Source organism: Janthinobacterium sp. J1-1, from assembly GCF_030944405.1.
GTDB lineage: Bacteria > Pseudomonadota > Gammaproteobacteria > Burkholderiales > Burkholderiaceae_D > Janthinobacterium.
In genome coordinates this window covers 3,460,825-3,481,033 of sequence record NZ_CP132339.1, presented here as the reverse complement: position 1 = coordinate 3,481,033, position 20,209 = coordinate 3,460,825, and the positions used below count along the sequence as shown (strand labels likewise).

The following is a 20,209-nucleotide window of genomic DNA, read 5'->3' as shown; positions in this document are numbered from 1 at the left end:
GGCTTTTACTTATAGGGCGTCCTCAGATAAAACGAAGAGGTGTATTGCCAACCCCAAAAGTGATCAAAGAAAAATGGTACAGCTGATTTAGAGGCAAGCGCCAGAATGACCTGATCCAGCTCAGCCTCCAGCAGATTTCGATTGGTGATCCAGCCATCATGCGCGCTCTCGATCACATCCAGCATGCTTTTTATCATGTCCGGCCTGCCGGTATGAGGAAATCTGAGTTCCAACTGGGAATACAACTCTTGATAGTGTTGCTTTCCTTTTGTCTTCAAATTCAATGCCAATGTTTTCATTTCTTTAAAGGCAACACGGATTTTATCGAGATCCTCGTTTAATTTATTTTGCAGAACTGCGTGATTGGCACCAGGATTATTCGCGGCCTGCAAAACCTCCTTGATCAGATCATCCCTGCCGGAGATGGCGCCCTCGTTTATGGAACTCTTGTAGACATGATCTGACTTCAGCATTTGCTGCAATCCTTCACTGGTTGGCGTCAGGGTTCGTTGAAGCTTTGGCGGTGCGTTAGAAGAGTTGAAACTATGCGTGCCCTGCAGTTTCTGGTTTGGACTGAAGCTTGAGTTCCAGACAGTTTGCCCCGTAGTGATGGTCTGGCCCGATGACGGGGCATTTGACAGCGCGGTCATCCTGATCGATGTCACGCTATTGACAATGATATCGACCATATGTCCATCGAAGGTGGTCTGGTTGCTTTTTGTATTTTCCAATGCCCATCCCGTCCACAGATTCATTGGTTCCGCAATGCAGGCCAGTTTCAAATATCTGCTACCCCCTCCAAAATGGGGCGTCACGTTGACATCCTTCAAATTATGGGACTTTACCAGCGCATTGATTTCAGCGTAGGCCGAACTGGAATAACACATCAGATAAGCCACCGCCAACAGGCGGGCATAGGTTTCCGGCGGCGTCTTGGCACAAGTTTCCAATAATTTTTCAATATCCGCTTCCCGGACTTTATGCCTCATGTGCAAGGCGGATGCCAGCATTCCATTCGAATCCATTTCGCCGATAATTGACAATGCGGTCGATTCAGCGATAAATAATTCCTCTCCTGCCTTGCTCAAACTGGCCATGAGTGCCCTCTTTTGAATGTCGATTTTCTTATTTTACTGGCAATTTTATTCATTGTCGATAACGGCTATGGGGTTTGCCCGCCAATTTTTTGAGTGCCGGGCTCCGGCGCCGCGTCCGCAGGCACGGTGAATAAATATCAATTCAATGACTATGTGGGCATGCAATTGTGGCAAAATCAATCGCATGCCTGCCGCGCCAAGTTGAGGCGTATGGTAGTGAGTCGCTCCATATTCCATTGCAGAAGAACCGTTCCTATGCCATTGATACGCTGCCCCAACGGGTGTTACTTTAATTTGCCGGCATTGAACTGGGGAGTATTTCTCCGCTTCCCTGACAGTCAGTTGGTGTGCGATGTCTGTCACCGCTCCAGCGAGGCGCGTGCTTATGGCGAAGATGCCCGCAGCGCGGCGGTATCGGCCGTGAGTGGCGTGAGCGTGCCTAACCAAACCAGGCAACTGGAAATCGAAACCTCGATGCAGTTGAGGATATCTCGGCTGATGGGCAATATCAATTGGTTCGGTTATCAGCAAGATATTCTTATCAAGCAACTTTACAACAAGATTGTCCAGCTCTTGCTCAAGGCTGAACTCACCAGCAATTTCCCGACCCCCAGACTGTGGAAGATGCTGGCCTCGGCGGGCGTGATGAAAAATATGTGGGCGCTCGGTTCGAGCAGCAAAGATGCCTATGGCATGGAGCGCGATAGTGGCGAAAAAAAGCTCTTCATGGAACTCAGCACCTCCGTCTCCATTGCCCCCACGGGCGATGGCAGGCCAATTTACATCGCCCTTAGCCCAGGTTGCCTGCAGCAGGGCGGGGCTCCGCCCTACGGCCAGTCTTACGTGGTCTATAAAGACGCGGTGAAAATGCGCTGCACCTACACGGCGACGGACACGCTGCAAATGCTGAAATCGCCGGATTCCATCGATATCTGTTCGATCACGACGATTGCCAATGTCTTGTTGCGTGTTTCCGATCGGGAGCTGCAATACCTGTGTTCGCTCGCCGGCGTGGGGGAAGCGGCATCGCCCAATGAATTCATCGAGGCGCAAGGTTGGGGACAAATTAGCTGGGCCAACGATGTGCAGATCATCGTCATTTCGCAGCCTGATCTGGATCACATGTTGCATGACCGCAGCACGCATCAGGACCTCATGCCGGCTGAGTTGCTGGAACTGAGCCTGGGCGACAGGGTGTTGGCCATCGCCAAAATGAAGCGTGAGTTGCAAGTCTTTTGTACCTTGCATGGCATCAAGTTGATGTTCCTGGACCTGAGTGGAGCGACGATGAACAGCCGCCAGCGCAGGCCGGACTGAGCGGCCGGGCCTTGGCTGGTGCTTCCACAGGGCGATTGCATGAAGGTATAGCCGACGCCATGAGCAACCAAACTGACTTGGCCGAAGCCGTCAGGCTGCGGTTTGACGCCGCCAACACCTGGACGATGGGCAATACCAACAAGGTGGAAGATTGGACAAGCCAGGACTGAACTGGCGGTGCTGCAGGCCCGCCAGTCTTGGCGCCTGGAGTGTACGCGCAGCGCCGCTCGCCTGCTCGCCCCAAGTCAAGCGAGCCATGCCGGCGATCGCCGCCACATCGTCCTCCAGCAATGCCTGCGCGTACCACAGGCGCGCGCGCCGCGCATCCTGCGGCATGCCCACGCCCGTTTCAAAACACCGGGCCAGCTTGCTTTGCACCGGCGCATGGCCGCGCTCTGCCCCTCCTGCAGCAGTTGATCGCAGCGCATCACGCGCGCCTGCGGATCCCTGAACTTGAGCGCGTCAGCCAGCCATTTTTCCCCCAGTTCCGGATCGGCTTTCACGCCGGTGCCGCTGACATACAAGACCGACAGCGCCAACATGCCGCGCGGATCGCCCGCTTCGGCGGCCTGCCGGTACAAGGCGGCGGCGCGGACCGAATCGCGATCCTCGACCGGGCCGTTCAGCAGCAGGCGCGCATAGCCGATGCGACCATCGAAGTCGCCTTTTTCAAACGCCTGCCGGTACAGCTTACTCGCCTGCCGCAGGTCATGCTCCGCATTGCCGAGACGTTCGTACCAGCGGCCCAGCACATTGCGCGCCTCGGCATCGCCATTACCGGCCTCCAGGCGCAACCAGCGCAAGGCTTCGACCGTATCCTGTTGCATGCCATCGCCCGACATGTACGCCCTGCCCAGCCAGGACTGCGTCCGCGCGTCACCCGCCTTGAGATACCAGGGCTTGGCGGCCTCGAGATTCCCGCCCTTGCTGGTGCCACGTCCTTTTTCAGTCATCCGCGCCACGCGAAACATGGCGCCGGCGTTGCCGTTCACCGCCAGCCGCTGCCCGATGCGGCATGATCGCGATAGAACGGCGCACCACAGACCCTGCCATCGACCATCAGGCCCCCGCTCCCGGCGAAATTGGCCTGAACGGGAGAACCGATACACGCCGCCCAAAGGAAAACTGAGCACACACGCTTGCCGTAACCGCATCATTGATCCTTTAAAAGCATGCCAGGGGCATCACATGATCAATTTAAAACCTTCCAGATGAAAATATTTTTCGGCCCTTATTTCAAGGCATCCAGGGCCAGGCACGTGGTGCAGACATACGCCAGCCGCAAGGCCTCGCCGGCATGTGGATGGCGCACATAGTCGGCCAGCAAACGGGCCGGCAGGTCCAGTCCCAGCGCGCGCAAGGTGGCGCCATGGCGCGCCAGTTCGCTGGCCGCCTCCGGCTCCAGGCGCGGCCGGCCGCTGCGCGATTGCAGCGCCAGCCGATCGATTACCTGGGCAAGCACCAGCGACAGGCCTGAAGTTTGCGGCAATACCGGCGGCGCCATGCTGGTGCCGGCCAGGCTCTTGAAAAAACGCGCCAGCGCCGACGGCAGCTTGCCCGCGTCGACGGCGAAATCGAGCGACACCACGCGCAGCTTGCCGTTCTTGGCGATCAACAGCGCCACCGGCTGCCAGCCGTCCGGCTCGCCGCGCGCGCGGCTGGCCAGCACGGCGCGGATATCGGCGCCATCGGTCACCGCCGCCTGCAGCCGCGCGATGCGCGGGCGCAGCGCCTCCTGCGCGGGGATCGCCAGGTTCAATACGGCCCCGCTGGCGTCGAACACCTGCCAGTCCAGCTGCTGGCGCACCTCATCGAGCCGGGGCGCGGCCACGGCGCTGGGCCGCAGCAGCACGCAGTCGACCGGCTGCGCCGTGAGCCCGACGTTCTCGCCGAGGAAGGCGGCCAGCGCCGCCCAGTCGGCAAAGCCGGTTTCCTGCCAGCGCGCATCGTCGAGCTCCCACAAAGGCACGCTGCTGGCGCGCGCCTGGCTGTCCATCGCGATGCGGCCATCGTCGGCCAGCGAGGCGCCGGAAAGCAGCAGGCCCTGCTCGCACAGGCGCTGCACGCTGCCGGCGCCTTGCCACAGGCTGATGGCATTCCAGCTCGATTCGCGCGTAAACGAGCGGTCGCTGCCGTCCGGCCGCGCCAGCACCGCCTGCAAGATCCGTCCCGCCCGGTGATCCCAGAACGACAGGGTGAGGCCATGCGCGCCGCCGCGCGTTTCCCACCACCAGGCGCCCAGCGGCAGCAATTCCAATGGTGCTTCGCCGGCGGCGTCGAAGCTGCGCCGCGTTTGTCCCCGCAGCCGCTGCAAGGGCTGGCCGGTGGCCTGTTCCAGCGCCGCGCACAGCGCGTAAATCGACGCCATCTCGTCGAACGCCAGCCGTTCGCTGGCGTGATAGTCGCGCCGCACCAGCAGGTCCAGCGTGCCGCCCAGGCCGCGCAGCATGGCGGCCAGGCGCGGCAGGTTTTCGCCGCGCGCCGACATGGTCAGCGCGCGCAGCTGGCCGGCCGCGATCGCGCTGGCGTGCGACAGGCCATTGTCATACAGTTCGCCCAGCAGCCGGCGCACCTGGGCCAGGAACAGCAGTTCCGAGCTGCTGACGCCTGGCATTTCCTCGGCCGGTGCCGCGTCCATCCCGGCCGGCCACGCAAACGCCTGGCCATGCGCGCGCCACACGCAGGCCAGCGCATACAGGTGCAGCGCCTTGCGCAGCTTCACTGGCGTCTCCGACACCATGCCCTCGTAGCCGGCGCCGCGCAGATAGCCGCAGGCCAGCTTCAAGGCCGGCAACTCGATCTGCAGCCGGGCGTTGACCACCGTCGCCGCAACCTCATCACCTTCGGCCAGCCAGGCCAGCGCCTGGCGCACGGCCGGCTTGCCGGCCTGCTTGCACAGCAGCGCGCTATCCTGCGCCAGTACTTCTTCCAGCACGCCAAGCGTGGCGGCCACGCCGGTGTTTTCAGCGGGCAGTTCGCGCAGCCACACGGCAGCGGCCAGGATATGCTTGCAGATGCCGGGCGCCGGACAATCGCAGCGCGCCTTTTGCGGCCCGCCGCCATCGAGCGTCACCCGCTGGCCGTCGGCCTGGACCACACCACCCGCTTCCCCCTGCCAGCCGACCTTGCCCGCCTCCACGTCCTTCAGGGCGCGGCGCAGCAGGCCCGCATTGGCCAAGGTCGCCAGGCTGTCGTCGTCGAAGCTGCGGTACACCGCTTGCCAGCTCATTGCATCACCCCCGCCAGCCATTCGGCGAAATGCTGCGGCGTGAGCGCCGCCACATGCATGCCCTGGTCGGCCAAGCGCTGCGCCATGCCGCGGTCGTAGACGGGTTGCGCGCGCTCGTCCAGTGCGGCCAGGCCCAGCAAGGTCACGCGCGATTCGGCCATGCGCTTCAATGCCGCCAGCAGCGGCGCCGGCGGCGCCCCCTCCTCGAAATCGCTGATCAGGGCGAAGATGGTGCGCTGCGGCGTGGCCACCAGCTGTTCGCAGTACTGCACCGCGCGGCCGATATTGGTGCCGCCGCCCAGCTGCACCGTCAGCAGCACTTCGACCGGATCGCTGGCCAGGTGCGTCAGGTCGACCACGCTGGTGTCGAACACCACCAGCCGCACATTGACGGCGGGAAGGCCGGACAAAATGCCGGCCACCACCGCCGCATAGATTACCGAATCCATCATCGAGCCGCTCTGGTCGACGCACAGGATCACGTCCCACGGCAGGCTGCGCTTGACGCGCGCATTGAAGATGGGCCGCGCGATCACCATGCGCGCGCTGGCCGTGTCGTAATGCTTCAGGTTGGCGGCGATGGTGGCGCGCCAGTCGAAGTTCTGCGCGCTCTTCATCTGCGTGCGGCGGAAGCGGTTGCGCCGCCCCGTCACGGCATTGACGAAATCCTTGCGCAGCCGCTCGGTGATTTCCTCGACCACGCGGCGGATAATGGCGCGCACCGCATCATGCATGTCGGCGCTCAGGCGACCGCGCATGCCGATCAGCGCGCGCGCCAGCGCCTGGTTCGGCTCCAGGCTGGCCAGCACCGCCGGGTCGCGCAGCAGGCCGCTCAATTCATAGCGTTCGATCGCATGGCCCTGCACGCGCTCGTACACCTCCTGCGGAAACAGCTTGCGCGCCTGGTTCAGCCAGTCGATGGCGCGCAGCTGGCTGGGGTCGAGCGAACCGCCGCCACCGGCGCGGCCGCCAAGCAGCATGCCCTTGCGCTCATATTCGCGGCCATACAGGTAATCGAGGCTGGCGTCGAGCCGGCCATCGTGAGCGGACCACGCTTCGCCTTGCAAAGGCTGCGCATAGCGCCCCAGGATCAGGCGCCAGCGGCGCAGCAGTTCGGCATTGTCTAGTTGGTCAGCCATGCGGCGCCTCCGGTGTGATGTTCAACCAGCCGGCCAGCGCATCGCGCTCCAGGCAGGCGGCCAGCGCCGCGTTCAGGCGCCCGCCGGCCAGCATCTCGGCCTCGCTGACGTCGTAATGAAGCTCCGCCTGCAAGGCCTCGGGCGCGGCGCCATTGAGCAGCGCCAGCGCTTCGGCCAGTTCGCCCGTTTCCTGCGGTTTCAAGCCTGTAAACGCCAGCCGCAGATCGGGCAGATACTGGATGAAGCTCGCCTCGTCCCAGCTGCCCACCAGTTGATTGAAACTGCGCCGCAAAGCTGGCTGCGTCAGCAGCATCTCGGGCGCGGCGGCCATCAGGCCGGACAAGAACCGCACGGCGTCCTGCGGCGTGGCGCCAGCGCCGAAGCGCTGTTCGAGCAGCAGCGACAACTGCCGCTCGTCCCACGCGCCGTCGAGGAACAGCAGCGCGCTGGCCGCGCCGCAGATGCCGGGCGCGCAGTCGCCGCGCCGCGCCAGGCTGTCCAGATGGCGGTGCAGGTCGTCCACTTCGAAAGCGAGACCAGCTTCCTCCTCGCCCAGGGCGCTGCGCGCCGCGCGGCCAAATTCGCGTAGCGCCAGCAACTGCCCCACCTGCGCACTCTCCGCGTGTTCGTCCACATCGGCCAGGGCGGGCAGCAAAAACAGCGCGGCCGGCCAGACGCGCCGCATCAGCTGCAGCACGCCAGGATGCGCACGCACGCCCAGCGGCTCGCGCGCGCGCCACAAGGTCACCAGCGCATGGCCGCAAGCGACCACGGAAGCGAAGTCGCCGTCCTCGTCGAGGTGACGCGACAGCAGATCGAGCAGCCCGGGCAGGCGTTCATGCAGGCCGATCACGCAGGCACGCACCAGCAAGGCGGCCGCGCTGCCGGCGGACCTGGCGCGGCCTTCGGCGGCCAGGGCCTGCTCCTCGCGCAGCAGCCGCGCCAGCGCCACTTCAAGCAGCGTCGCGCCATCGCCGGACAGCTCGATCAGGCGCGCCTCGACCAGCGGCGTCCACGCATACGACCATTCCTCGAACAGCAGTTCGAGCCGGCTGCCGGTCAGGAAATCGGGCCCGCCCTGCCAGCGCGCCAGGCCCGCGTCCAGGTATTGCATCAGATGGAAATAATGGCTGCGCAAGCGGTGGCGCTCCTTGCGGTACAGGTCCAGCCGCGCCAGCCGCTGCTCGCCGTCGTCCAGCCGCAAGCCGTGGCGGCGCGCCAGCGCGCGCGCGTCTTCCACCAGCGGTGGCGAGCCGGCCGAGGGCGGCACGTCGCCCAGGCGGCTGCCCGTCATCTGGCGCCGCACATCCGTCAGCAAGCCCTGCATGCCGTCGTCGATGGCGCCTTTCACGAAGCAGGAGCGCATGGCGTCGAGCAGGTCCATCCGGCCCGGTCCCGCATGGCCGCGCAAGGCCGCCAGACGCGCCGCCTGCAGCACGGCCGCCTGCACTTCGGCGGTCGAGATGCGGTCCTGCAGCCCGCGCGCACGGCTATGCTGCGCCAGCTGCGTCAGCTGGTCGACGGCCACCGCCAGGTGATGCGCGTCGCCAGGCGTTTGCAGCGCGTCCCACACGGCCTGGTAATAGGCCGGCGCCGGCATGCCCGCACCATAGCCATTGAGGGCATCGAGGCGCTCGAAGCTGTAGCGTATCAGCCAGCTGGGGGCTGCTGCGGGCATGCTTGAAATCGGCTTGGCTTGTTCAAGCAGGTCGATCAGCGCGCTGGTATGAAAGCCGCCCGTCACGACGACGATGGGCCCTACCACCTCGCTGCGCCAGCGCGCGATATGGGCCGCCATATGGCGTTCGCGCGGCAGGCTGCCTTCCGCTTCCAGCACGGCCGGCTCATAGTCCAGGCGCGCCATGGCGCAATAGGAAAACACGTCGCCGAACAGGCTGCGCCAGTCAAGCAAGGCCGTGCGCGAGCGCGATTCGAACAGATGGTCCCACAATTCGTCCTGGTCGCGGCAACCGGCTTGCCGCGCCAGCGCATTCAGGTAGGTGCTGTGCGCCAGGTAGCGTTCGGCCATCAGGCTGCGCGCCTCCTGGTCGTTTTGATGCTTGTCCGCCCGCGCCTGCCATGGCAGGTCGATAAAGGCCAGCTGCGCGCCGGCCTCCTGCCCGGTCCTCAAGGCCACCCATTCCGGGCTGTAGTCGCAGAACGGGAAAAATGCCGACTGCGTGCGTGGCTGGCCATCGTCCCCGGCCGCTTGCGTCTGGCACAGCAGCGCCACCGGCGGGCGTGTACGCGGGTCCAGCAGCAAGGGCAGCATGTCGTTGAAACCGTCCGGGCCTTCGAGCAGCACGGCGGCGGGGCGCAGCTCGCGCAGCATCGCCTGCAAGGCAAACGCGCAGGCCGGGCTGTGGTGGCGCAGCGGCGCGAAATACAGGCCGTTGGCATGCAGTTTTTCGCGCGCCGCAGCCAAGGACGGCGGCAATGCTACAGCCATAGCTGACGCGCCGCCTCGCCGAAGTGTTTCCACAGGTCGTCGCGGCGGCCCCGCTCGCGCACCACCGTGTCGAAATAATGGCGCACGCGCTTGATGTCGTCCGCGTTGTCCTTCAATACCACGCCCTGCAGCTGGTTCGCCAGTTCGCGCGGGCGCAGCACGCCGTCGCCGAAGTGCAGCGCTTCGAGCGAAGCCGCATACACCAGGTTGACCGCTTCCGCGCTCGACATCACGGCGTCCGGCGTCTTGATGGCCGCGCCTTCGCGGGTCTGGCCGGCACGCAGTTCCTGGAAGGTGGTCACCAGCAGCTCGACCACTTCGCGGCCCACCACCACGGTGGCGCCGATGGCATCGAGCTCGCGCTTGAGCTGCTGCATCACCAGTTCCACTTCGAAGCCATGGTCGCGGATCGGTTTCACGGTTTCGAAATTGAAGCGGCGTTTCAGTGCCGACGACATTTCATGCACGCCCCGGTCGCGCAGGTTGGCGCTGGCGATAATGTTGAAACCGCGCCGCGCATGCACGCGCGCGTCGCCGCCCAGCTCGGGGATCATCAGCTGCTTTTCCGACATCAGCGAAATGAGCACATCCTGCATCTCGGGCGCGCAGCGCGTGATCTCTTCGAAGCGCACCAGCTTGCCCGCCTCCATCGCCTGGAACAAGGGCGACGGCACCAGCGCGCGCCGGCTCGGGCCCTCGGCCAGCAGCAGCGCGTAATTCCACGAATACTTGATATGGTCTTCGGTGGTGCCGGCCGTGCCCTGTATCGCCAGCGCCGAATCGCCGCTGATGGCGGCCGCCAGCAATTCGGACAGCAGCGACTTGGCCGTGCCCGGCTCGCCCACCAGCATCAGGCCCTGGTGGCCCATCAGGGTGACGATGGCGCGGTCGACCAGCGGATCGTCGCCATAGAACTTGCGGTTCACCCGCAGCGCCGCGTCGCCGAGGATAAAGCGGCGCACGGCGCGCGGCGACAGCAGCCAGCCTTCCGGGCGCGGATCGGTATCGGCTTCTTTCAAACGCGCCAGTTCGCCGGCATGGCGCTGTTCGGCGCTGCGGCGTACCGCGTGTTGATTGCTATCTGTGTCACTCATGGTTTTTCTCGCCTAAAAGGGGGTACGGCTTTCCCAGTTTTCATCGTAGCCGCAGGTCATGGCCACCGCATGATAATCCGCATGGGCTTCGGCCAGCAACACGGGCGGCACCTCGGCCAGCGGCACGACCTGCAAATCCGCCAGCCGCAGGAACGACAGGGTCCTGAGCGCCGCCGGCTGGCGCTCCTCGGGCAACTGGCTACCCGTGAAACTGATGTTCGCGCGCAGCCCGGCGCTGGCCACATCCTTCTGGTAGGCGTCGAACACACCGCCATCGAGCGCGGCGCCGCGCACCCAGCCGCGCTTGCCGAACGCCGTGCGCAAGCTGAAGTTGTTGCCGGTCCAGCCCAGCCGGTCATCGATTTCCAGGCCGGCCAGCAAGGCCGGGTCGGGCGCGCGGTGGTCAAACTGCGCGAACAGCGGTGTGTTCTTGTAGTCCCGCAGGTGGCGCCGCCAGGCGGCGATCCGCTCCGCGTCCAGCAGCACGGCGTGGGCCAGGCGCAGCATGCTGTCATCGGCCAGCGCGACTTCGTTGTCCCGCGCATCGAGCAGGCTGCCGTCTTCGGCCGGCCGGAATACCTGCCGCAGCTCTCCGTCCGGCGCCAGTTCCAGCCACACCAGCTGTTGCAGCAGGCGCCCGGTGATCGGATGGCGGTGCAGGTATTGCCGCCATTCGCCGGCTGCCCACAGCCGGCCCGCGCACATGGATTCGTACAGCCGCGCCGTCTCCAGCCGCACCACCTGCGCCACCGCTTTTTTACAGCTGGACAGCTGGCGCTTGCCTTCCTTGATGCTGGCCGGATCGTCGCCCTGGCGCGGCTCGGGCAGCGCCGCAACCGCCTTGCCCTCGGCATTGTGCAGCACCGGCTTCAGGCCGGTACCGAGTGTCAGGACATACTGCCGTTCGCCATACCGCAGCGCGAGGCGGCCGCCGTCATCGAGCCCGGCATATGCAATCGTGCGGTCCGCCAGCTGGCCGGCGCTCCAGCCCATGGCAGCCGCCACGCGCTCGACCAGCAGGCGCGCCTTGTCCTGCACCGAGGCGGTGCGATAACGGCGCGCCACGGCCAGCAGCAGCTGGATCACGGCTGGATCGCAACCGGCGGCCAGGCTTTCGAGCAGCGCCTCGATCTGCGCGCGGCGCAGATAATGGTCGCGCATGAAATCCTGCAGCAGCGCTACCGCCAGCGGCCCGGGCGCATGGCAGGCCAGCGCCAGCACGCCTTTTTCGCCGATCGCGCTGCCCACGTAGTCCGTCATTTCAAAGCCGTACAGGGTCGACTTGACGCTGCGCGCATCGTGCGCAATGAACTGGCGCAGCACCGTTTCGCCCAGCGCGGCGCGGCTCCCGGGCTGCAGCAGGCCCAGATAGCGCATCAGCAGCGGATTACCGGCCGGCTCCTTCAGCTTGCAGGCCAGCACCAGCCACCAGCGCACGATGTCGGCATCCACCGGCGCGCCGTCAAGCCAGCGGCATGCCGGCAAGGCGGAAAAATCAAACCACGCCAGGCCGGCCGGCTGCCTGGCCTTCAAGCCCTTGCGCGCTTGCGCCAGCAGCACGTCCGGCGCCAGCAGCGGCGCCAGGTCCGCACCGAGCAGCTCCAGCGCGGACAGCAGCGCCGCGCTGGCGGCATCGCGCTTTTCCCGCTGCACCGCGCGGTACAGCGCCGGCACCGCGCCTGGGTCGCCGAGCCGGCCCAGCCACTGCGCGGCGCGGATGCGCAGTTCCTGCCGCTCGGACGCCAGGCTGGCAGCCACCTGGCTGACAATCTCGGGCGCCGTGGCCAGCAGCTGTTGCGCCAGGCCGCGCAATTGCCTGGACTCGCCCAGCGCGATCTCCATCACGCGCGGCAGCCAGCGCTGTGGCAGCACCGGGAAAGTGGCCAGCACGCCCAAGGTGGCGTCCAGCTGCAGACGGTCCGGCGGCACGCGGGGATCAGCGGACAAGCCCAGGCCCTGCTCGATCAAGTCGGGACGCTGTTCAAAGAACGGCCAGATACACTGTGCCGGCAACACCGCATGCGGATACGGTTCGCGGTAATAACGCTCGGCCAGGCAAGCCAGGCCCACGCCATCCTGCGTATCGCCGGCTGCGCGCATGGCCGCATCGAGCATGCGCAGATCGATGCTGCCGGCCGGCTGGCGCGACCGCCATGCGATAAAACCGTCATCGCTCCAGAACAGGCGGCTGCGATGGCGCGTGGCCAGCATGTAGCGGGCCAGATGCAGGAACGTCACGCCCGGCAGCACGGCCAGCCGGTTTTTCCAGCGCAGCAGTTCGGACGCCAGCGGCTGGCTGAAAAATTGCTCTGCCTCCCCTGTTTCGCCATTCACGGCGCGCAGCAGTCCTTGCAGGCGCTCGTCATTCCACCAGGCGCACTGCTGTTCGACCTGCTGGTACCGCTGCAAGGGATGGGGCGACGCCGGATAGGCTTCCTGGTCCGCCAGCATGGTCCGGTGTACCATCCGCAGCAACTGCTCGCGGTTGTCCCGCAGCAGCCGCAAGGCATCGTCGCCGAGCGTCACGTCCGGCGGCAAGTGCGAGGCAGCCACCTCTACCATGGCATCTTGCTTTCCCACTGCGCATCATGACCGCCAGTCGATTTGGCCACGGCGTGATAATCGGCATACGCTTCGGCCAGCAGCACCGGTGGCACCTCAGTCAGCGGCACGGCTTCGTCGCGCCACGATTGCGGCAGGCGATAGAAGGCCAGCGTTTTCAGCGCCGCCGCCATCTGCTCTTCGGGCAGGCCGCTGCCGGAAAACTCGATCAGCGCGCGCAGGCCGGCACTCGGGAAGTCCTTGTGATATTCGGTAAACACGCCGCCATCCTCGGCCTGGCCGCGCAGATAACCCTGCTTGCCGAAGGCGCCGCGCAAACCGAAGGTGTCGCCCACCCAGCCCTGGCGATCGGCGATCTCGCGGCCGGCCATCAGCGAGGCATCGGGCAGCTGGTGCGCCAGCTGTTCGAACAGCGGCTTGAGCTTGTAGTCCTTGAAATGGCGCTGCCAGGCGGCGATCTGCTGCGCGTCCAGCAGCGAGGCATGCGCCAGGCGCACGCGGCTGCCTTGCGTCAGCGTGACTTCGTCGTCATTCGCGTCGAGCAGGCTGCCGTCGTCGCTCGGACGCAGCACAATCTGCCCTGTCTCGTCCTCGCTGATCCATACCAGCGACTGCACCAGGCGGCCGGCGATCGGATGCAGCAGCAGGTAGTCGCGCCATTCCTGTGCCGGCCAGACGCGGCCGGCGCACATCGCTTCGTACAGGCGCGCCGTCTGCATGGTGATGACCTGCTTCAGCTCCTTCTTGCAGCTGGACAGCTGCTGCTTGGCTTCCTTGGCCACTTCCGGCGCTTCATCCTGACGCGGTTCCGGCAGGGCCTTGATTTCCTTGCCGTCCGGGTTGTGCAGCACCGGCTTCATGGCGCCGTCCAGGGTCACGTAAAACACCCGTTCGCCATACGGCAGGTCGAGCCGGCCATGGTCGTCGAAGCCACCGGTGGGGATGGTGCGGTCGCCCAACTGATCCTGGCTCCAGCCCTTGCCCTGTGCGATGCGCTCGACCAGCAATCTCGCTTTTTCCTGCACCGAGGCGGTACGGTAGCGGCGCGCGATGCCCAGCAGGAGCTGGATCACGGCCGGATCGTGGCCGTCGGCCAGCGCATCGAGCATGGCTTCAATCTGCGCGCGGCGCGGGTAATGATCGCGCAGATAGGCTTGCAGCAGGGTCAGCGCCACCTGGCCCGGCGTGTAGGAAGCCAGCGCCAGGATGCCTTTTTCGCCGATCGCGCTGCCCAGGTATTCGGCCAGCTTTTCGCGCCGCAGCTCGTCGAACACCTGGTCTTGCGTCAGCTTGCCCTGCGCGCTGTAGTACTGCGGATAGCGCTTGGCGCTGTCCTGGTAGCGCTGATAGCGGCCCGGCGCGTTCGCCGCGGCGTGCGCATTGGCCACCTCCATGGCCGGGCCGCGCACATCGTGCTCGATAAACAGGCGCAAGATGGTCTCGCCCAGCGCCGCGCGGCTGGCCTCGTCGAGCAGGCCCAGATAGCGCAGCAGCAGCGCATTGCCACCCGGCTCCTTCAGTTTGCAGGCCAGCACCACCCACCAGCGCAGGATGTCCGGCTCGACCGGCGTGCCATCCTGCCAGCGGCAGGCCGGCAGCAGGTCCAGCGAAAACCAGGCCAGGCCGGCCGGCGCCTTGCCCTTCAGACCCTTGCGCGCGGCGGCCAGCAGCACCTCGGGCGACAGGCGCGGACTCAGGTCCTCGCCCAGCTTTTCCAGCGCCGTCAGCAAGGCGGCAATCACGGTCTCGCGCGATTCCTTGTCCAGCGCCTGGTATAGCGCCGGCACGGCGGCGCGGTAATCGAGATCGCTCAGCCAGCGTGCCGCGCCGATGCGCATGTCCTGCTTGCTCGAGCCCAGCGCTTCGGCCACGCGCTTGCCGATGTCCGGCAGGCCTGCCAGCACCTGCTGCGCGCTGGCGCGGTGCTGCTTGCCTTCGCCGAGCGCGAATTCCATCACGCGCGGCAGCCATTGCGCCGGCAAGCTGGGGAACATCGCCAGGATCTCCAGCGTGGTACCCAGTTCAGGCGGCGACACGCCCTGGCGCTTTTCCAGCGCGCGCAGGCCCAGTGCCTGGTCGATCAGTTCCGGCCGTTCGGCAAACAGCGGCCAGACCATGGCGGCGTCCAGCATGTGCTGCGGCTTGCCGCCCCACCAGCTGCTGGCCAGGCAGACCATCGCCACGCTGTCGTTCTGGTCGCCCGCTTCGCGCATGGCGCGGTCCAGCAGGCGCAGGTCGAATGCTTGCTGGTCCTGGCGCGCCAGCCATTGCTGGAAGAAGCCGACATGCCAGAAGCGCTGGCTGTTGTGCTGCGTGGCGATGATCCACCGCGTCATCTGCGCCATGCCGAATTCCGGCAAGGCCGCCAGCTTGCCCTGGAACTCGACTACGCCGGTGACCATATTGTTTTTCAGAGGCTGATCGTCACCCTTTTGGCCCTCGCCATTGAGCACGCGGATGGCCCCCACCAGGTAGTCGTCCTTCAGTGCCTCGTAGCGCTTGAGCGCGGCCTGCTGCCATTTGTATTTGTGCTTGCCCAGCTGGTTCTGCTCGCGCTCCTGCTCCGCGTCGATGCGATACTTGGCCAGCAGCGTGGCGTGGTTGGCGCGCAGCAGTTGCAGCGCGTCGTCACCGAGCCGGGTCGCCGGCGGCGCGGGCGGCAGCGGCGGCATCTGCAACTCACTGGCGCCGGCATCGCTGGCCGCACCGAGCCACGACAGCGCATTGCGGATCGCCGCCTGCACCGGTTTGCTCGTTTCCACCGCCAATGCGCTTTCCAGCAGCGGCGCCTGTTGCGGACCCAGGCTACGTCCCAGCAGTTCGGCCGCCTGCACGCGCTCTTCCGTCTTGCCCGTTTCCAGCAGTTGCCGCAGCAGCTCGACGCGGCGCTGCGCGGGTATCGCCGCCAGGTGCGGCGCCGCTTCCGTGCGCACGGTCTTGCCGCCATCGACGGCCAGGCGCACCAGGATGGCGGCAAAACGGTCGGCCAGCGCCGGTGCGCCACCCAGGCGCCGGGCCAGCTGCACCTTGCCGCTGGCCGACAGCAGGGCTGGCAACTGCTCCACCAGTTCGGCGTGCGCCAGCATGTATTCGTCCAGCGCGCCCGCCACCAGCAAGTACGGCAAGGCCCGGTCGCGCTCATAGTCGGACAAACCGCTGCGCTCGAACACCATCCGCAGGCCGGCGATGGCCGGTTCGCCTTCGGCTTCCAGCAGCCGCACCAGCAGCCCGACATGCCAGCCGCGCCGGTTGACGATGGTGGCGGTGGCGCGCGTATCGTCGAAGCTGGCGTGCAGCGCATCGTTGACGACATAGTGCAGCCAGTCGGGCACGGGCGCGCCGGTGCGATCGAGCGAGTCGCCCTGGTCGGCCGCCTGCAGCAGTTTGCCCAGGCGCGTCAATACAGCCGCATCGAGCTTGCCGGCATCGAACTGCGCGTAGAACTGGTGGCGGTGGCGCAGGCTTTCGGAGGCCAGCGCGCCGTCTTTCTTGTCCATGTTGTAGCTGTAAAACCCGCTGATGAGGCGGCCCGGCCGGCCCAGCAGCTTGCCGGCGCGCGGCGCCTCCTGTTGCAGTTCCAGCAGCACCTGCGGGTCGCCGCCGTTGCAGACAAAGTCGCAGGCACGCTCCCACAGCGGGGTCGAAATCTGCGTCAGGCCGCGCAAGCCTTTTTTGAGCTGCGCGTAATCATCGAGTCCCACCGCCTGCTGCGCCACTTCCAGTATTTTTTTAAACATGTCGTCTTTCGTGTTTGGTGTGCATGAACGCCCTACCAGGGCATTTTATTTTCCCAGTCGGCGTCAAAGGCGCCGTGCGCCGCCACCGCCAGGTAGTCGTTATAGGCCTCGGCCAGCAACACTGGCGGCACCTGCGCCGGCGACACCGCGCGCTGCTTCCACGGCCCGGACAGGCGCTCGAAGCTCAGGTGTTTCAGCGCGGCCGGCAGGTTATCCTCGGGCAGCGCATTGCCTGAAAAATGGATCACCACGCGCAGGTCGGCGCCGCCGAACTCCTTGTAGTAATGGTCGAAGATGGCGCCATCCTCGGCCTGCGCGCGCTGGTAGCCCAGCTTGCCGAAGGCGCCGCGCAAGGTGAACGCGTCGCTGACCCAGCCCAGGCGGTCGCCGATATCGATATCGTTCAGCAGGGCGGCATCGGGCGACGCGCGCTGCAATTGCTCGAACAGCGGCTTGACCTTGTAATCCTTCAGATGGCGCTGCCAGGCGGCGGCCTGGCCAGGTTCCAGCAGCGACGCGTGCGCCAGCCGCAGCACGCTGCCTGGCGCCAGTGTCACTTCGTTGTCATCACTGTCAATCAGGCTGCCGTCCTCGGTCGGGCGCAGCACCGCCGCCCGACTGCCCTCGCCTTCCTGCGCCAGCCACAGCAAGCGCTGCACCAGGCGCCCGACGATCGGGTGGCCCCGCAGATAATTTTTCCACTCGTCGAGCGGCCAGGCGCGGCCCGTGCACATGGCGTCGTACAGGCGCGCCGCCTGCATCTCGACCACCTGTTTCAGTTCTTTCTTGCAGCCGGTCAGCGCCTGCTTTGCTTCCTTGACGCTGTCCGCATCGTCGCCCTGGCGCGGCTCGGGCAGCGCCTTGATTTCCTTGCCGTCCGCATTGTGCAGCACCGGTTTCAAGGCCGCGTCGAGCGTGACGACAAACTGCCTTCCGCTGTAATCGAGTTCGAGCCGGCCATCGTCATCGAGGCCGCCGGTGGGCACCGTGCGGTCGGCCAGCTGATCTTCGCTCCAGCCACGCCGTTCGGCGATCTGTTCCACCAGTTCACGCGCCTTGTCCTGTACCGAGGCGGTGCGGTAGCGGCGCGACACGCCCAGCAGCAGCTGGATCACGGCCGGGTCCATGCCGCCGGCCAGGCTTTCGAGCATCGCTTCGATCTGCGCGCGGCGCACATGGAAGGCGCGCATATAGGCCTGCAGCAGGCCCACCGCTTCCGGTCCCGGCGCCTGCGCGGCCAGGGCCAGCACGCCTTTCTCGCCGATCACGCTGCCGCGGCTTTCGTCATACGCGATAAACGCACGCAGTATCGTCGAGCCCAGCGCGGCGCGGCTGGCTGGCGACAGCAAGCCAAGGTAGCGCGCCAGCAGGCCATTGCCGCCCGGCTCCTTCAACTTGCAGGCCAGCACCACCCACCAGCAGAGGATGTCGGGGTCCACCGGCGCGCCATCCTGCCAGGTACACGCAGGCAGGGTCTCGAACGGGAACCAGGCCAGCCCGGTCGGCGCCTTGGCTTTCAGGCCCTTGCGCGCCTCGCCCAGCAGCTTGTCGGGGTTCAAACGCGGCGCCAGGTCCTCGCCGAGCAGTTCCAGCGCCGCCATCAGGGTGGCGCCGACGGTCTCGCGGCTTTCCTTGTCGAGCGCCTGGTACAGCGCCGGCACGGCCGCGCGGCAATCGAGGTCGGCCAGCCAGCGCGCGGCCACGCTGCGCACTTCCTGCTTGCTGGACGCCAGGCTGTCGATCACCTGCAGGCCGATATCGGGCACCTTGCGCAAGACATCCTGGGCGCCCTGGCGATACGTCTTGCCTTCGCCCAGCGCCAGTTCCATCAGGCGCGGACGCCAGCGCACCGGCGGCTGCGGGAACATTCCGATCACCTTCAAGGTCCACGCCAGTTCCAGGGTGACGTCGCTGCGCGCCACCGACAGACCCAGGCCCTGCTCGATCAGCGCCGGCTGCTCATGAAACAGCGGCCAGATACTTTCGGGCGGCAGCGTGTCCAGCGGCGAGCCGCGCCAGGCCGGCTGCAAACAGTCCAACGCTACCAGGTCCGGCATCGCGCCCGCTTGGCGCAGCAAGGTGTCGATGGTGCGCAGGTCGATGTCGGCCGGGTCCTGCTGTTCGAACCAGTCGCGCAAGGGGCCATCGTTCCAGACCGATAGCCAGCGCTGGCGCATCGGGCCATACCACAGCGCCAGCTGGCGCAGCCCGAAGCCGTCCAGCGCGAAAATGCGGTCGCGGTATCCGATCGTCTCGCGCATCGCATGGTCTTTCAGCAGCGCGCGATCGGCATCGTCGCCGTCACCATTCAAGGCGTCGATCACGGCGCGCAGCTGCGGCTCGCCGAACGCATACTGCTGCTCCCTGCGCTCCCGCTCGAATTCGTACTGTTCGCGCCGGCCACGGTTTTGCTCCACCTCATCGCGCGCGTCTTCATCGCATTTTTTCAGCAGCGCGATATGGTTTTCCAGCAGGATCACCATCGCCTCTTCGTCCAGGAAGGTGAGCGGCGCTTCGGGCGCGGGTGGCGGCACTGCGTCTGCTGGACTGGTTTGCACGTCGCCCATGCGTGCCAGCGCGTTGCCGATCACCTGCCTGACCGCCTTGCCCGCTTCATTTTCCAGGGCCTGCGCCAGCAGCGCGCTGCGCGCCTGGGATGGCGTGCGGCCCAGCAGCTCGGCCGCCTGCGTGCGCTCATCGAGCTTGCCGTCCAGCAGCCAGGGGCGCAGCAATGCCAGCTGCCGCTCTTCCGCAATCGCGCTGACAAACGGCGCGGCAGCGGCGCGCACGGTCTTGCTGGCGTCGACCGCCAGCCGCACCAGCACATCGTCAAAGGTCTGCGCCAGTTCCTCGGCGCCGCCGATGCGTTCGGCCAGCAAGCGCTTGCCCTGGGCCGACAGCCGCGGCGCCAGCGCGCGCACATCGTCGGGCTGCTCCTGCATGACGTTGTCGATCACATTCGGCACCAGCAGCCGCTGCAGACAGCGCTCCATCATGTAGTCGGCGACCTGGCGGCGCTCGAACACCAGTTCCAGCGCCAGGGCCTCGGGCAAGCCGTCAGACGCCAGCAGCCGCATCAGCAGCCGCACATTCCAGGCACGCCGGTTGGCGGAGGTGGCGTCCTCCCGCGTTTCGCTGCAGGTGCCGAACAGGGCGTCGTTGACCAGGTAGTGCAGCCAGTCCGGCACGTCGGCGCCGGTCGGCTCGAACGACTGGCCCTGGTCGGCCGCCGCCAGCAGCTTGCCCAGCCGCACCAGCATGGCGGGCGACAAGGTGTCGGCGTCGAGCAGCGCATAAAACTGCGCGCGCGCCACCAGCCCGGCGCGCGCCTGCTTCGCTTCCCTGTCGGTGATGCCGATGGCGAAAAAAGCGTGGCTGAGGCGGCCAGGATGGCCGAGCATGGTGGCCGCCTCCGCACTGGCCTGCTGCAATTGCTGCAGCACGATTTCCTGTTCGCCTGCCAGCACAAAGGCGCAGCTGCGCTGCCACAGCCCCTTGTCGATGGCGGCCAGCCCCTTGAGACCCAGTTCCAGCGCCGCCGCCAGCTCACCGTCGGCGGCATGTTTGCTCGTATCGTTCATCAGC

Annotated in this window: 10 protein-coding genes; 1 reads left to right on the top strand and 9 read right to left on the bottom strand. The window is 66.0% G+C overall.

Going from position 1 to position 20,209, the window contains the following annotated elements; genetic code table 11:
- Positions 1-5: 5 nt before the first annotated feature.
- A complete protein-coding gene (locus Q8L25_RS15830; protein WP_308920264.1) occupies positions 6-1,097 on the bottom strand; it encodes a hypothetical protein in 1,092 nt (363 codons plus the stop codon).
- A gap of 255 nt (positions 1,098-1,352) precedes the next feature.
- On the opposite strand from Q8L25_RS15830, the gene Q8L25_RS15825 reads away from it, so the two are divergent.
- Positions 1,353-2,414 (top strand): DUF3626 domain-containing protein, encoded by a 1,062-nt coding sequence (locus Q8L25_RS15825; RefSeq protein WP_308920263.1) that lies wholly within the window; start codon positions 1,353-1,355, stop codon positions 2,412-2,414.
- Between the two features lie 245 nt (positions 2,415-2,659).
- On the opposite strand, the gene Q8L25_RS15820 is transcribed toward Q8L25_RS15825, so the two are convergent.
- The 8 genes from Q8L25_RS15820 to Q8L25_RS15785 form a co-directional block, all read right to left on the bottom strand.
- Positions 2,660-3,406 carry a tetratricopeptide repeat protein gene (locus Q8L25_RS15820; RefSeq protein ID WP_308920262.1) on the bottom strand — a complete coding sequence of 249 codons (747 nt, stop codon included), beginning with the start codon at positions 3,404-3,406 and terminating at the stop codon, positions 2,660-2,662.
- 239 nt (positions 3,407-3,645) lie between these two features.
- Positions 3,646-5,643, bottom strand: a complete 1,998-nt coding sequence (locus Q8L25_RS15815) for an SWIM zinc finger family protein (protein ID WP_308920261.1) — start codon at positions 5,641-5,643, stop codon at positions 3,646-3,648.
- Complete coding sequence (locus Q8L25_RS15810) at positions 5,640-6,782, bottom strand: VWA domain-containing protein (protein ID WP_308920260.1); 1,143 nt, start codon at positions 6,780-6,782, stop codon at positions 5,640-5,642. The genes Q8L25_RS15815 and Q8L25_RS15810 overlap by 4 nt, the downstream gene beginning before the upstream one ends.
- A complete protein-coding gene (locus Q8L25_RS15805; protein WP_308920259.1) occupies positions 6,775-9,231 on the bottom strand; it encodes a DUF5682 family protein in 2,457 nt (818 codons plus the stop codon). Before Q8L25_RS15805 ends, Q8L25_RS15810 begins: the two co-directional genes overlap by 8 nt.
- Positions 9,222-10,325 (bottom strand): AAA family ATPase, encoded by a 1,104-nt coding sequence (locus Q8L25_RS15800; RefSeq protein WP_308920258.1) that lies wholly within the window; start codon positions 10,323-10,325, stop codon positions 9,222-9,224. The genes Q8L25_RS15805 and Q8L25_RS15800 overlap by 10 nt, the downstream gene beginning before the upstream one ends.
- 12 nt (positions 10,326-10,337) lie before the next feature.
- The gene (locus tag Q8L25_RS15795; protein ID WP_308920257.1) at positions 10,338-12,887 is read right to left on the bottom strand and encodes a DUF4132 domain-containing protein; all 2,550 of its coding nucleotides are present in this window, start codon (positions 12,885-12,887) and stop codon (positions 10,338-10,340) included.
- Complete coding sequence (locus tag Q8L25_RS15790; RefSeq protein WP_308920256.1) at positions 12,881-16,624, bottom strand: DUF4132 domain-containing protein; 3,744 nt, start codon at positions 16,622-16,624, stop codon at positions 12,881-12,883. Before Q8L25_RS15790 ends, Q8L25_RS15795 begins: the two co-directional genes overlap by 7 nt.
- Before the next feature lie 32 nt (positions 16,625-16,656).
- Positions 16,657-20,205: a DUF4132 domain-containing protein gene (locus tag Q8L25_RS15785; RefSeq protein ID WP_308920255.1), complete on the bottom strand. Its 3,549-nt coding sequence runs from the start codon at positions 20,203-20,205 to the stop codon at positions 16,657-16,659.
- Positions 20,206-20,209: the final 4 nt, after the last annotated feature.

Coding starts and splice junctions, on each gene's coding strand:
- Q8L25_RS15830 (WP_308920264.1), bottom strand. CDS start 1,097: ATGGCCAGTTTGAGCAAGGCAGGAGAGGAATTATTTATCGCTGAATCG.
- Q8L25_RS15825 (WP_308920263.1), top strand. CDS start 1,353: ATGCCATTGATACGCTGCCCCAACGGGTGTTACTTTAATTTGCCGGCA.
- Q8L25_RS15815 (WP_308920261.1), bottom strand. CDS start 5,643: ATGAGCTGGCAAGCGGTGTACCGCAGCTTCGACGACGACAGCCTGGCG.
- Q8L25_RS15810 (WP_308920260.1), bottom strand. CDS start 6,782: ATGGCTGACCAACTAGACAATGCCGAACTGCTGCGCCGCTGGCGCCTG.
- Q8L25_RS15805 (WP_308920259.1), bottom strand. CDS start 9,231: ATGGCTGTAGCATTGCCGCCGTCCTTGGCTGCGGCGCGCGAAAAACTG.
- Q8L25_RS15800 (WP_308920258.1), bottom strand. CDS start 10,325: ATGAGTGACACAGATAGCAATCAACACGCGGTACGCCGCAGCGCCGAA.
- Q8L25_RS15795 (WP_308920257.1), bottom strand. CDS start 12,887: ATGGTAGAGGTGGCTGCCTCGCACTTGCCGCCGGACGTGACGCTCGGC.
- Q8L25_RS15790 (WP_308920256.1), bottom strand. CDS start 16,624: ATGTTTAAAAAAATACTGGAAGTGGCGCAGCAGGCGGTGGGACTCGAT.
- Q8L25_RS15785 (WP_308920255.1), bottom strand. CDS start 20,205: ATGAACGATACGAGCAAACATGCCGCCGACGGTGAGCTGGCGGCGGCG.